The sequence below is a fragment of the Bacillus sp. FJAT-27245 genome (assembly GCF_001273955.1).
Classification (GTDB): domain Bacteria; phylum Bacillota; class Bacilli; order Bacillales; family Cytobacillaceae; genus Bacillus_D.
The window spans coordinates 1,261,390-1,275,744 of sequence record NZ_LIGI01000001.1; the positions used below are offsets into that span (position 1 = coordinate 1,261,390).

Annotated in this window: 9 protein-coding genes; 8 read left to right on the plus strand and 1 reads right to left on the minus strand. The window is 40.6% G+C overall.

Annotation, left to right across the window (positions count from 1 at the left end):
• The 5 genes from ADU24_RS06220 to ADU24_RS06240 all read left to right on the plus strand — a co-directional run bounded on the left by ADU24_RS06220 (position 1) and on the right by ADU24_RS06240 (position 9,497).
• Positions 1–1,728, plus strand: coding sequence for a sigma 54-interacting transcriptional regulator (locus ADU24_RS06220; RefSeq protein ID WP_053365817.1), 1,728 nt, complete (start codon positions 1–3; stop codon positions 1,726–1,728).
• A gap of 304 nt (positions 1,729–2,032) precedes the next feature.
• The gene (locus tag ADU24_RS06225; RefSeq protein WP_053365818.1) at positions 2,033–2,515 is read left to right on the plus strand and encodes a PaaI family thioesterase; all 483 of its coding nucleotides are present in this window, start codon (positions 2,033–2,035) and stop codon (positions 2,513–2,515) included.
• A gap of 343 nt (positions 2,516–2,858) precedes the next feature.
• Complete coding sequence (locus ADU24_RS06230) at positions 2,859–5,372, plus strand: EAL domain-containing protein (protein ID WP_053365819.1); 2,514 nt, start codon at positions 2,859–2,861, stop codon at positions 5,370–5,372.
• Positions 5,373–5,392: 20 nt separating this feature from the next.
• Positions 5,393–8,662: a response regulator gene (locus tag ADU24_RS06235; RefSeq protein ID WP_053365820.1), complete on the plus strand. Its 3,270-nt coding sequence runs from the start codon at positions 5,393–5,395 to the stop codon at positions 8,660–8,662.
• Positions 8,643–9,497, plus strand: coding sequence for a CheR family methyltransferase (locus tag ADU24_RS06240; protein ID WP_053365821.1), 855 nt, complete (start codon positions 8,643–8,645; stop codon positions 9,495–9,497). The genes ADU24_RS06235 and ADU24_RS06240 overlap by 20 nt, the downstream gene beginning before the upstream one ends.
• 207 nt (positions 9,498–9,704) lie before the next feature.
• On the opposite strand, the gene ADU24_RS06245 is transcribed toward ADU24_RS06240, so the two are convergent.
• Complete coding sequence (locus tag ADU24_RS06245; RefSeq protein WP_231689574.1) at positions 9,705–10,475, minus strand: plasmid pRiA4b ORF-3 family protein; 771 nt, start codon at positions 10,473–10,475, stop codon at positions 9,705–9,707.
• A 416-nt stretch (positions 10,476–10,891) separates the two neighbouring features.
• On the opposite strand from ADU24_RS06245, the gene ADU24_RS06250 reads away from it, so the two are divergent.
• The 3 genes from ADU24_RS06250 to ADU24_RS06260 all read left to right on the plus strand — a co-directional run bounded on the left by ADU24_RS06250 (position 10,892) and on the right by ADU24_RS06260 (position 14,313).
• Entirely contained in the window at positions 10,892–12,106 is a 1,215-nt protein-coding gene (locus ADU24_RS06250; protein WP_053365822.1) for a M20 family metallopeptidase, read from the plus strand.
• A 208-nt stretch (positions 12,107–12,314) separates the two neighbouring features.
• Entirely contained in the window at positions 12,315–13,349 is a 1,035-nt protein-coding gene (locus tag ADU24_RS06255) for a threonine aldolase family protein (RefSeq protein WP_053368804.1), read from the plus strand.
• A gap of 400 nt (positions 13,350–13,749) precedes the next feature.
• Positions 13,750–14,313: a 3D domain-containing protein gene (locus ADU24_RS06260; protein WP_053365823.1), complete on the plus strand. Its 564-nt coding sequence runs from the start codon at positions 13,750–13,752 to the stop codon at positions 14,311–14,313.
• Positions 14,314–14,355: the final 42 nt, after the last annotated feature.

Below are 14,355 nucleotides of genomic sequence, written 5' to 3' on the forward strand. Positions count from 1 at the left end.
TTGGGAAAAAAAAATGTACACATTATTGCAATACAGGAAAAGTACCTTTCCGAAATTTCGAAACAAATCATCGAAGTTTTGGGTGATGAAATTATCCTTACCCCTTGTCCGCTTAAAGAGTTACGGCCAGACACCGTAAAAAAAGGGGATATCGTCCTCCTATCCAACAACATGATAAAAGGGATTGTGACCCAGTTCATTCCGGCAGAGTGTCCGCTGATTGTAGCCAAACGAGATTTGAATTTTGTTAATGCAAAAGCAATCATCAATCTCCCGGAAAGCAAGAAAATACTGGTTGTGAACGATACAAAAGTAAATACGGACGAAACAGTGCAATCATTAAAGCAGACAATTTTTGAACATGAATATATTGCCTATCGCCCTGATGAGCCCATACCTCCGTCCATCGATTATATTTTGACCCCCGGGGAAAAAGAGCTTCTTCCATCGGGATTGCCTAATGTGATAGACATAGGCCCGCGTCTCCTCGATATTGAGACCTTTTATGAACTAGTGGAACTGGCCGGGCTAAGGAACGACCAGCTGCAAATACTCAAACGTTATATTAAATCCTTAGTCTCACTCTCGCTAAATAACAACGGCTACAATGAAACAGACGATAAAAATGTGAAGGACATTCGGAATGTTGCCGCGTACCATTTTAAGGACGTCGTAGCAATAAGTGAATCAATGAAGGAAACCCTCGAGCTTGCGAAACGCTATTCATTGATACACGGTCCAATACATATTCGGGGGAATGAAGGCACGGGAAAGAGTATGCTGGCACAGGCAATCCATAATGGCTCTGCATCCGAGGCTTCACCGTTCATTGCATTCAACTGCAAGTCCAAATCCCTTGATATGCTGGAAAAAGAGCTGTTTGGATATGAAGGCGGCGACCGGACCTCCCTTGGCTTGTTTGAGGTTACGAAAAATGGAACAGTTTATCTCGAACACATAAATGAAATGCCAATGCCCATCCAACAAAAAGTTTTTAAGGCATTGGAAGAAAAACTGTTCATCCGGGTTGGCGGGACCAATCCTGTACCGTTTATGTGCAGACTGATTACCAGTTCAAATCAACATTTAGGTGAGCTTGCCGAAAAGGGTATATTCCTGCCCGCTTTAGCACAGGAGCTGCGGTTAACCTTGTGTGTCCCCCCATTAATAGAAAGAAAGGATGACCTATTGGCTTTAATAGATGATTTTAAGCGCAGACTGGACAAACGTAACGTAACCATCTCCCAGGAAGTAATGGATGAGTTAATCAACTACGATTGGCCAGGCAACGTGAAAGAGCTTTATAACGTCATAACCTATCTGCTTTTTCTTGACGATGGGCCAATCCGGGTCGATCATTTGCCATTAAGTATAAGATTCAAAGATCGAAGAGGAAATTTAATTTCCTCGCTGCAGCCACAGCAGGATTTTGACGACGTTATCCGGAAAATAGAATCCCATGGATTTTTGGAGGAAAGCGTTGAAGTATTGCGGATTTTTGTTGAAGGGAAAAAAACCAGAAACTCTTTCGGGAGAGCGACAGTAAAAAAACTTCTCGCGAACAAAGAAATGATCCTATCGGAACAGCAGCTTCGGATGAGGATGGAAATCCTGCACCAGCTGGGACTTCTCAATGTCAGGCAAGGGAGGGCAGGCTCGACTATTTCAAGGAAAGGCGAAGAGTTTTTGTCCTTTCTTGATCAAACAGAGGCTGAAACGGCTGAATGAGATTGAAGGTTGTCTGTAAAAATAGAAAACCGTCTTTTAAATTGCAGCTACCATAGAAAGCAATTTTTATAATGCTGCACTTCATTCGTGCCTATAAGACAAAGATATTACTGAACGGACACTGCCAGGCACGCTCGTATTTAATGGGAGGCCTGGCACTGCTTGTCTTTGAATTGAAGGTACAATGGAAACGGTTTTTTATTCCCCATTGTTGGCATATTCAGAAAAGTTTATATATAGTAAAAGTACAACATGAACGATGCTCACTCTCATGGAAATACATATTACTTTTTGAGGAGAATGCATGGTGGAAGAAAGAATTGAAAAAGCAATACAGGACATTTACCCAGATGACTTCGCCTGGTGTTATGGGTGTGGCCGATTGAATAAGGATGGCCATCATCTTCGTACTGGTTGGCAAGGGGAGAAGACGGTTACGATATATACTCCTGATTCAAAGTACATGGGAATGCCAGGTTTTATTTATGGCGGCATGATCGCTTCGTTGATTGATTGCCACGGGACCGGGTCTGCCTCGCTTGCTTTGCACCGGAAGAACGGGAACGAAATTGGTGATGGTTCCGTACCGCCAAGGTTTGTAACGGCAAGCCTTAATGTCGAATTCCTTAAGCCAACTCCGCAAGATGTTCCTTTAAAAGCAGTTGGGACTGTTGAAGAAATCCACCCCAAAAAGTGGAAGGTCCACACGGAAGTGTATGCGAATGAACTGCTTTGTGCCCGTGGAGAGGTGGTTTCTGTCGTTATGCCGAGTACGTTTTTAAAATAAAATGTTAAAAAGCCATACAATAGACCAAGCTCTTGTTTAAGAAGGGAGCTTGGTCTCTTTTTTATGAATTAAGTACTATTGTGAAAACAATTGTTATTGCCATATTAATTCATGAAAAAGATATTTTATACAGGAATTACTTACGAGAGGTAGAACTTTTTTAATCAATGAAACTGAAGTATTTTGAAAATGAAATTAAAGTTTTTCTATTTGTTGTCAGTGGTATATAATTGCAATAAAAGTAATATTTCGACAATGGAAATAATAATAAAACAACATTTTACATAAGAGTGTAATTAACTCTTAAACTTTAAGATTTTAAATACTTTAAGGGAGGAGAAAAATGAATAGTACAGAAAAAATTAACATCTTATTGGTAGATGATCGCCCTGAAAACCTTTTAGCTATGGAGGCAATTATCGAGCAAGACGACTACACTATCATTAAAGCCTTTTCTGGGGAAGAAGCCTTGAAGTATTTACTTAAGTACGATTTTGCACTGATTTTGCTGGATGTCCAAATGCCCGAATTGGATGGGTTTGATACAGCCAAAATCATTAAGGCGCGAGAGAAAACCAAAAACGTGCCAATTCTTTTTATTACAGCTAATAATTTAGATACTGAGTATATTTTTAAGGGATATTCAGTTGGCGCGATAGATTATATTTTAAAACCATTTGATCCTTTTCTACTGAAGGCAAAAGTAAATGGATTTGTCGAGATCTATCGATTAAATCAGCAACTTCTTCAACAGTCCATGCGATTAAAGGAGAAAACGTTAGAACTACAGGAAATTAATTTGGAATTGGAAAATTCAACTTCTAAATTAAGAAAATCAGAAGCTCTTGCAAATGTAATAAGTGAAACCTCTCTTGATACGATGATTAACATCGATGAGTCAGGTTCAATACTTAAGGTAAATCCAGCCATTTATCATATGTTTGGTTATGATGAACATGAAGTCCTTGGAAAAAATATTTCATTACTATTTTCATTCCAGGAATCATGTCGGTACATAAATCAAATTTTAAAAGCAATCGATCGGTTTGAAACTATTATTGGTAATGAAAATAATAAAGAGATTACTGCTTCAAGAAAAGATGGGACACAATTCCCAGTTGAAATTCAAATAGGGAAAAGGCTTGTTCAAGGTGATTGTATTGTAGCAGTTACCATCAGGGATATTACCAATAAGAAGGAATATGAAAAAACCTTGGCACATATGGCTTATCACGATTGGTTGACTGATCTTCCTAATAGAAGATATTTCAATAATCATTTGCCTGAGTTGATTAAAGAGGCGAAACAATCAAATGAGCAATTAGCTCTCTTGTATATTGATATGGACAGTTTAAAATTTGTAAACGATTCTCTTGGCCACATAATAGGAGATAAAGTTATTCGGGAATTTTCCGAGAGGTTGAAAAAGCTTGTTAAAAAAGAAGATTTTATTGCAAGAATTGGCGGGGATGAGTTTAATATCATCTTACACAAGACCCCTAGAGAGAAAGCAATTGAAATAGCAGAAACTATTTTGGAAAACTTCTCATCGCCTTTATATGTTGATACATACGAATTGTTTATTACAGCTTGTATCGGTATAAGTATTTTTCCTTTCGATGGTGAAGACGCCCTTACTTTAATGAAAAATGCTGATGCTGCTTTATACCGTGCTAAACAGCAGGGGAATCACAAATATAAAATGTTTCACTCAGGTATTAATATGCAGTCTTATCGGTCTTTCGTTTTGAGAAATGATTTGCGAAAAGCAATTGTAAGAAATGAGTTGAGGTTGGTTTATCAGCCGCGCATCGATATAGCATCAGGTATGGTAACCAGTGCCGAAGCGTTGTTACGCTGGAAACATCCGGATTGGGGAATGATTTCTCCCCAAGAGTTTATTCCGCTTGCAGAGGAAAGTGGACAAATTGTGGAAATAGGAAACTGGGTCCTCCAAGCTGTATGCGATCAAATCAAAAGATGGAAGGAAGCGGGTTTACCTACCGTTCGTGTAGCTGTTAATTTTTCGACACAGCAATTTTTACAAAAGGACCTTGTGAAAACAGTTGCTCATATTTTGAGGGAGAGGGAACTTAGTCCAAGTATGCTTGAAGTGGAAATTACCGAAACGGTGATTATGGGGAATGAGCCGGCCGTAATTAAAACATTAAGTGAATTAAGGGAAATCGGTATATGGATAAGCATAGACGATTTCGGAACAGGCTATTCCTCGCTCAGCTATTTAAGAAGCCTCCCTGTACAGTCGTTAAAAATTGACAGGTCATTTATAACAGATGCATCAAATTGCATCCCGTTAATTTCAACAATTATTTCCCTTGCCAAAAGTATGGAATTAGCTGTCGTAGCTGAAGGGGTGGAAACAGAGGAACATTTGAATATTTTACGAGAATTGAATTGTGATGAATTCCAGGGTTATTTAGTTAGCCCTCCGGTATTTCCAAACGAATTCGAAAGCTTTTTAATAAATAATGAACCAGTTATAAATCATTTGGGACTGATTGAACCAGTTACTGAGAAGAAACAGGATAAGACTGTTCAAATCAGCAAACTAAGTGAAAAACAAAGTTCAGATCTAAATAAGGATATACTGACAGCAGCTCTAAGCAGGACAAGGGACTTGTACATGATTTCAGCCAGGGAAATGGACGTCTTTGAGTTGCTTGTAGAGGGGTTGAGCAATAAAGAAATTTCTGAACGGTTATTTATTAGTGAGCATACTGTTAAAAACCATATTACCCGTATTTTTCAAAAGCTGACTGTAAATGATCGTTTGCAAGCTATGGCAAAGGTATATCAGGCCTGCATTGAAGAGGAAAAAAGCCATCAATTACATTAAGTACGAATTGGGAGCGGGAAATGAAAATTAAAACAAAGATGTTATTAGGACTCAGCTCCAAACCTGTTCTGGTAGTTCTTCTTATTATTATAGGTTTGCTAGAAGTGGCTAGTATCAATAAATTAGATGAGGTTACTCAAAATAATTATTCTATTTCTTTATTGGCGGAAGAAGTGCATAGGGATGTTAAAAACGAAGCCATCAGTTTAAGAAATATTGTCATATTTAATAATGATGAATTGGTCCAAAAGGAATTATCCCAATTACAAATGATGGATGGTTCGTTAAATCTAAAACTGAATCTCCTTGCACAAATGGTCAATTCAAAAGAACAAAGGGAAATTATTGAAAACATTAAAAAGACAAATCGGGATTTTTACGTTTATAGAAACAAAATAATCAAATTTGTTTCTGAAGGAAAAAGGGAAGAAGCAGCCACTTTGATTAGTGAAAGAGGGCGGGGCCTTCAGGAAAAATTTTTCGTCGATATCACTTTGCTTACAGATAATTTACAAACGAACTTAACAACGTCGTTTAGCAATGCCACAAATAAAATCCAAAAGCTAATTATCGTTTTGAGCTTAATAGCATTAATAAGTTTTTTTCTTTCGGCTGGATATATGGTGAAAACCGTATGGGGAATTGCTTTTCGCTTAAGCAAGGTATCAGCGATCATGAGCAGGATAGCAAATGGAAAATTGGATTTAGGAACACGAATAACTATGAATTCCAGGGATGAAATAGATGATGTGGCAAAAGCGTTCAATCAAATGGCGGAATCCCTTGAGCAAAAAGTTCATCTGGAAAAAAGTTTATTGTGGAATAAAACCAATATAACAGAGATAAATGCAGAATTAATCGGTTTACATGGATTGGAAACCCTATCGGAAGCCTTGCTTAGAAGAGTTGTGCCTTTAATGGAGGCCTCCATGGCTGGTTTTTATATTAAGGAAATGAACGATTCCAGTAGTGAAACCCGTTATATTCGATCTGCCTCTTACGCAGTAAATACAGACCATCAGGAAACGTTCATTTTAGGGGAAGGCCTTATTGGACAGGCAGCGGAAGAGAAGTCTTCTATTCTTCTTTCCGAGGTTCCGTCTCACTATCCCAAGGTGAAATCCGGTGTTGGTGAGTCGTCTGCCTTGAACATTTATATAACGCCTCTAAAGGTTGAAGAGAATGTTGTTGCAATTTTGGAATTGGCTTCGTTTAAACCATTTAGTAAAGAACAGGAATCTCTATTGGAAGAATTAATCGAACAGGTAGCGATAATTTTTGAAAAAGAAATGGATAGAATCCGATTGGCGGGGGTATTGGAGGAGACCCAGAGGTTAATGGAAGAAATCCAGGTTCAATCTGAGGAACTTCAGACACAACAAGAGGAACTAAGGATAATAAATGAAGAGTTGGAGGAACAGACAAAAGTTCTCCGCGCATCTGAGGGTAAGCTTCAGGCTCAACAAGAAGAACTGGAAGAAGCAAATATTGAACTAAAGGAAAAGACACGAATATTAGAAGAACAGAATAATAAGTACGAATTGAAAAACAATGAACTAGAAAATGCCAAGGAACTACTTGAAGAAAAGGCAAATCAGCTTGCATTAAGTTCAAAATATAAGTCTGAGTTTCTTGCCAATATGTCGCATGAATTAAGGACTCCACTAAACAGCTTGATTATCCTATCCAGATTATTGTCCGATAACATTGAGGGAAATCTCACAAATAAGCAAGTGGAGTATTCCAGAACCATTTATTCATCGGGTAATGATCTATTATCACTCATTGACGATATTCTTGATTTATCCAAGATTGAATCCGGAAAAATGAGTATCCAGCCTGTGGACGTTCACATACCCTCTTTAATTGATTTGCTCGAATCCAGATTCGTGCCTATCGCAAACGAAAAGGGATTAAAGTTTAGCATAATTCTTAAAAACAGGGCTCCTCATTCATTTTATACGGATGAAAAACGCCTGCTTCAAGTATTGAATAATTTATTATCCAATGCTTTTAAGTTTACGGCCAAGGGAGAAGTAACGTTAGAAATTGACAAAAATCCTAATTCAAAAGGTGGTATACAATTCAAGGTGATTGATACTGGGATTGGCATCCCAGATGATAAGCACGGACTCATCTTTGAGGCTTTTCAACAGGTGGATGGGACAACCAGCAGAAAATACGGAGGAACTGGATTAGGCTTATCTATTTGCAGAGAAATCTCCAATTTATTGGGTGGCAAAATGAATGTGGAAAGTGAAGAGGGAAAGGGAAGTACCTTTATATTCAGTTTGGAAGAATATAAGCCCCAAATAACTGGTATCCACAGTTTAAGTGAGAAAAAGGAAGTAGCGGCCGCTTTGGATACACTTGATGTTAAGTCCAAAATAATTCCATTGCAATCAGTTGATCAAAATAGAAAGCTTAATTCCCGGGTTGTCCCAAGAGACCATATTAAACGAATTTTAATCGTGGATGATGATACTAAGCAGCGCAATGCTTTAATGGAATTGATAGGAAATATGAATGTTGTTGTTAAAACCGTCTCTACTGGCAGGGAAACCTTGGAAGAGTTGAAAGTTAATCAATTCGACATCCTGATAATGGATTTGGGATTAACTGATGCAACTGGGTTTGAAATATTGGAAAAAATAAAAGAGAACAGTGAGCACCAACATTTAAAGATAATGATTTACACGGGTAGAGACCTTTCTTCAAAAGAAGAAATGGTTCTAAAACAGCATGCCCACACGATTATTATTAAGGATAGCATGGCCCCTCAGCGGCTTGTGGAGGAAATTAAGATACACTTGAATAATTATACGAATGAAACATCACCAACTGAAACGGCCGAGGAGCTTTCCATTACCCCTCTTCCCCGGTTGAATGGGATAAAGGTTCTGCTTGTTGATGATGACGTACGAAACGTTTATGCAATCTCAAGTTTTCTGGAACAGTACGGGGTAAATATTACGTTTGCCGAAAATGGCCTTGAATGTCTTCAATTGATGAAAGGCAATCCTGATTTTGATTTAATTTTAATGGATATAATGATGCCTGAAATGGATGGTTATGAAACAATAAGAAATATTAGAGCGATGGGCGATTTTAATTCATTGCCTATTATCGCTTTGACTGCCAAGGCGATGAAGGAAGACCGCGAGAAATGTATTGAGGCAGGTGCGTCCGATTATATTGTCAAACCTTTCAATCCCAATCAATTAATCTCGTTAATACAAGTTTGGCTTTATCCCCAAGAAGGTAATAAAAATGAATTTAATAAAAACTGAAAATAATCGTGATTCAATGGATGCCTTGGAAAAGATAGAAATTGACTTGCTCTTGCAAGGATTGTATTCGTGGTGTGGCTATGATTACCGAAACTATTCCTATAACTCAATTAGGAGGAGAATTTGGCATAGGGTCCACGCTGAAAAATTAACGACTATATCCGGACTGCTTGAAAAGGTATTACATGACTCTGCCTGTTTAAAAAGGCTAATTTCCGACTTCTCAATAAATGTAACAGAGATGTTCAGAGATCCTCTGTTCTTCCTTGAATTCAGGGAAAAGGTAGTGCCAATACTTCGAACCTACCCTTCCATACGCATTTGGCATGCTGGATGTTCGACAGGGGAAGAAGTTTTTTCGATGGCCATGTTGTTGCACGAGGAAGGGATTTATGAAAAAACTAAAATATACGCTACAGATATTAATTCTGACGTTTTAAAAGCTGCCAAAACCGGTATTTTTTCTTTGGAAAACATGCGAAAATACACAAATAATTATATTGCTTCCGGTGGACAGCGGTCGTTTTCTGATTATTACCAGGTTACTGGTGATGGGGTGAAATTTCATTCATTTTTATCAAAAAATATAGTGTTCGCACAGCATAACTTGGTAACGGATCGTTCCTTTAATGAATTTCATGTTATTATTTGCCGAAACGTTTTAATCTATTTTAATAAAGAATTACAACAAATGGTTCTCAATCTCTTTTACGAAAGTTTAAGCTTGCTTGGATTTCTAGGCTTAGGTGATAAGGAAACCATTTCTTATACTGAAAAAGCGAGATATTATGAGAATGTTAGCCATGGACAAAAGCTCTATCGAAAAGTGAGATAAGATTATTCAATGAGGGCCTTTAAGGTCCTTTTTTTATATTAAATCACTTATGCGGGAAGGTTGAACATGGCGAAAAGATTTTAGTTCGTTTAAATTATTCAAAAAACGATACAGATAAAGCCACAGTGGAATCGGTGAAAATGGTACAGAAAAAGGGTCCGCCTTCAGCGTGTGAGGAAGGCAGGCCCTTTTGTTTCGCACTGGTGGCTATAACTTTATTTCCTTTAGTATTGTGTTTTGTAGTTCCAAATCAAATTCCTCTTGGTCAAAATCACCGTAATAGTAAAGCAATCCTTCCATATATTCTTCATCTATTTCCTCACTTGGGCCCTTTCCGGAGAGGCAGTCAACCAATGCCATATACCCATATACCCCACCGCAGTCTTCAGGCGGACAGGCACGTTTCCCTTTTAGGCATACTGGGTGTTCGAGTTTCTTGGAACTCTCTTCAATTTTTTCAATCAGAATAGTATGTTCCCAATCATCACCAAAATCATAGGTATAAGTGAATTTAGCCTTTTCTTCGGCTACCCAATGATCCAATCGTTCTTTCCTCGAATCTGCTGTTTCACGGAAACGTGGGGCGAAGAAACCAAATTCTTCTTCCGAACTAGGTATTTCAATAGAAGTGTTATCCACTTCAAAACTGTATAAATGGGAATTGCTCCAGCCCATAGCGGCTTGGATGATTTCATGAAGGGTGTGGAATGTGATATTTCCGGGCACTGCAATCCTTCTCCAAATGGGAGGACGCACGCCTTTCAATGTAACTTTTAATTGATAAGTATAGGATTTCCTGCTAGTTTTGCCCGTTCGTTTTTTACTAGTTTTTGAGGCGGTTTGCAGCTTGGGCACCCATCCTTCAAGTTTGGAGAGTTCTTTTTCCAACTCTTCTTTTTCGGAAAGGGGGAGGTTTTTGTAAACGTCTAATGATTGAAGGTTTTGTAAAAAATCGAGCATTGGATTCTTACGCTTCAAGGTATTTCCTCCTTACAATTGCAATATTCCTAAACAATCGATTTCTGGTGCCCAACAAGTTTCCCAGTATTCTCTCTTCGTTAAGTATACAGTAATACATCCAAAGTTTTTGAGCGAATGTTTTCTATTAAAACTGTAGGTAAAGTGGGGGCACTCTTATTGCTAGTAAAAGAAAACTGTTCAGTATTCGTGCCTGAAAAAACGAGACTGCAGTGAAGTGTTTACTCCTTTTGTTTTTTACCACAAAACAACCTGCTAAAAGACATTCGAAAAACTGGGATCGGAGCTTTTACTGAACTTCTTTTCCTAACTGATTTTCACCATAAGGTTTTGATTAACTCCTGCAGATGCTATAATATTTTCAGAAGATTTATATAAATGGCACATACATCGCCTACATAATGGAGGGAAGCGGCTTGTTGGAGAATTGGAATGCGAGATTGGAAGATTTGTTTAGCGAGATGGTCGAGTGGAGAAGGGATTTCCACATGAACCCCGAGCTGTCCTTCGAGGAAGTAAGGACGCCGAAGAAAATTGCCGAATATCTCGAAAGCCTCGGCATTGAAGTGAGAACCGGGGTCGGCGGGCGCGGCGTTGTCGGGACGATCAAGGGCGGCAAGCCGGGAAAAACGATTGCACTCAGGGCGGACTTTGACGCACTGCCGATTGATGACCAAAAAGAAGTCCCTTACAAATCAACTGTACCGGGAGTCATGCATGCTTGCGGCCATGACGGGCACACAGCCACGCTGATGGCAGTTGCAAAGGTACTGAGCGAGAACCGTGAACACCTGCATGGAAATGTAGTCCTTCTTCATCAGCATGCGGAAGAAGTTGCCCCGGGCGGCGCGGCCGCAATGATTGCCGATGGCTGCCTCGAGGGCGTTGATATAGTGTTCGGCACCCATTTAATGGCGAATCTGCCTTATGGATTGTATGGCTATCGGAATGGAGCCATCATGGCGGCAGCGGACCGTTTTATTATAAAAATTAACGGTAAAGGCGGTCATGGCGCCTATCCGCATGAAACAGTCGATTCCATTGCAATTGGCACACAGATTGTCACTCAGCTTCAGCATATCGTCTCGCGCCTCGTTAATCCATTGAAGCCTGCGGTCGTTTCAGTCGGCTCCTTCCACGCGGGCAATGCCTTTAATGTCATTGCCGACACCGCCGAAATTACCGGAACCGTCAGGACATTCGATCCCGATGTACGCAACCAGATTGAAAAAGAAATGAAAATCATTGTAGATGGAATTTGCGCCGCTTTCCATGCAACCGCTGAAATCACCTATGAGCGCGGCTATCCGCCAGTGGTGAACCATGATGCGGAGACAGACATCTTCCTCGACGTAATGAAAAAGGCGGTTGGCGAAGAAAAGCTTGTCGAGCTTGACCCGAAAATGGGCGGGGAGGATTTCGCCTATTACCTTCAGGAGAGGCCGGGGATGTTCTTCAACACGGGTGCAGGGAATCCGGAAGTAGGCGCGTGCTACCCCCACCACCATCCGAAATTCGATTTCGATGAACGCGCAATGGCCATGGCGGGGCAGGCATTTCTTGCAATCATCCACCACTATCTTCTTGAAAAGGCCGGTAACGAAACGCCGCTTGCCGCCGAACCGGTTTAAGGGCGACAGCTTTTTTGGAAAAAAAGGAACAGTAAAGCTTCACATTCGCAATCTGAACCAAAACAGATGTGGGGATACAGACTCCAAAACAAGCCGCAAATCAAAAAAATGCGGCTTATTCCTTTTCCGAAAAAAAACAGTTTTCCCTTTCGGGGTTCAATCTTATAAAATAAAACAGACACTAAATCAAGGGGAGGGAATATTCCTTATGTACAGTTTTAAAAATGATTATAGCGAAGGGGCGCATCCGCGAATCCTGAATTCGCTGCTGGAGTCGAACTTGGTGCAGGAGGATGGCTACGGGGAGGATTCTTTTACAAAAAAAGCGGTCGAGCTCATAAAAGCAACGCTTGGCCGAAATGAGGTGGATGTTCACCTGCTGTCCGGCGGGACCCAGACGAATCTCATTGTGATTTCGGCATTCCTGCGTCCGCATGAAGCAGCCATCGCGGCGAGCACAGGCCATATTGCCACACACGAGACAGGCGCCATCGAAGCAACCGGCCACAAGGTGATTACCGTGGAAACGGCGGAAGGCAAGCTTACACCTGCCCATGTTCAAGCAGTGGCGGACGGCCACAACGACGAGCATATGGTCAAACCAAAATTAGTATACATATCGAACTCGACGGAAATCGGCTCTATTTATTCGAAAAAAGAGCTGCAGGAATTAAGGGACGTTTGCGACTCGCGCGGGTTCATTCTTTTTATGGATGGCGCACGGCTCGGCTCTGCCCTATGTTCCGAGGAAAATGATGTTAGCCTTGATGATTTGCCTGGCCTCGTTGATGCTTTTTACATAGGCGGCACGAAAAACGGGGCCCTATTGGGAGAAGCACTTGTAATTTGCCGCGACCGGCTGAAGGAGGATTTCCGCTACCATATGAAGCAGAAGGGAGCGTTGCTTGCCAAGGGACGCCTGCTCGGCATCCAATTCCAGGAGCTGTTCCGGGACGGCCTCTTTTTTGAACTCGCGGAGCATGCGAACCGAATGGCAGGCATCATTCGGAATGCGTTGGAAGAAGAGAATATCCCGTTCCTAACCCATTCCCCGTCCAATCAGCTGTTTCCGATTTTGCCCGACAAGCTGATTTCCGGGCTTCAAAGCAAGTATGCCTTCCATATTTGGGAGAAAGTTGATGAGGATCATTCGGCTGTCCGGTTTGTTACATCCTGGGCAACGAAAGAAGAGGCTGTAAAAGAATTGATTAAGGATTTTAAAGAGATGCACTCAGAATCCTGATACGGATTTTGGACATCAATTGTCGTTTTCTTAGATTCGGTGTCCAAATAAGGCTGGGATTTGGGCAACAAAGAGGATTTCCAAGGGAGCGTGTCCAAAGAAGCCTGAAGTTGCAAATGAAGTTTTCACAGTTCAGTGTCCAAATGAGATGCTCCTGCGCTACAAATCGAGGGGCTAGCTTCTTCGCGCCGAGGAAAGGGTATGCCGAAGGGAAATCAACCAAGGTTCCTTTTGAGAAACCAATCATCCAACCTATCTAGCATGTCTATTAGCCCCCAAAATATTACAAATGTAAAAAAGTTCTATTCTCTTTGTAACAAAAATAGTTTTTTAATGTAACGTGGCTGTTACATTGAGTTGCTATTATATTCCTACCAAGGAAGGTAAAGGGGAATAGATTTTGAAAAAGACGATACTGAGCTTTGTAACAGCCATTGTAGTACTTTTCGGATTTTCGAATGCTTCTTTAGCCGCTGGAAATACATATAAGGTTCAAAAAGGCGATACCCTTTGGAGCATTGCCAAGAAAAATAACATAGCCGTCCAACAATTAAAAACATTGAACAACTTAAAGTCAGATAATATCCAGTTAAATCAGGTCTTAAAACTAAGCGGCACAACAGCTGCACCGGCGAAAAAGCCCGCAGCTAAACCGGCAGCGGCGCAAGGAAGATACAAAGAAATCACTGTTAAGGCAACAGCCTACACTGCCAGCTGCAAAAGCTGCAGCGGGATTACCTCCACAGGCATCAACCTGAAAAAGAACCCGAACGCGAAAGTGATTTCGGTTGATCCTAAGCTTATCCCACTCGGGACAAAAGTATATGTACCGGGATACGGCGAAGCGATTGCTGGAGATAAAGGATCCGCGGTCCGCGGAAATAAAATTGATGTTTTCATCCCCGACCGCCAAAAAGCGCTTCAATGGGGAGTGAAGACGGTAAAGATTAAAGTTTATTATTAATAAAAAGAGCCTGCGGGAATGTCCCGGCAGGCTCTTTTTATA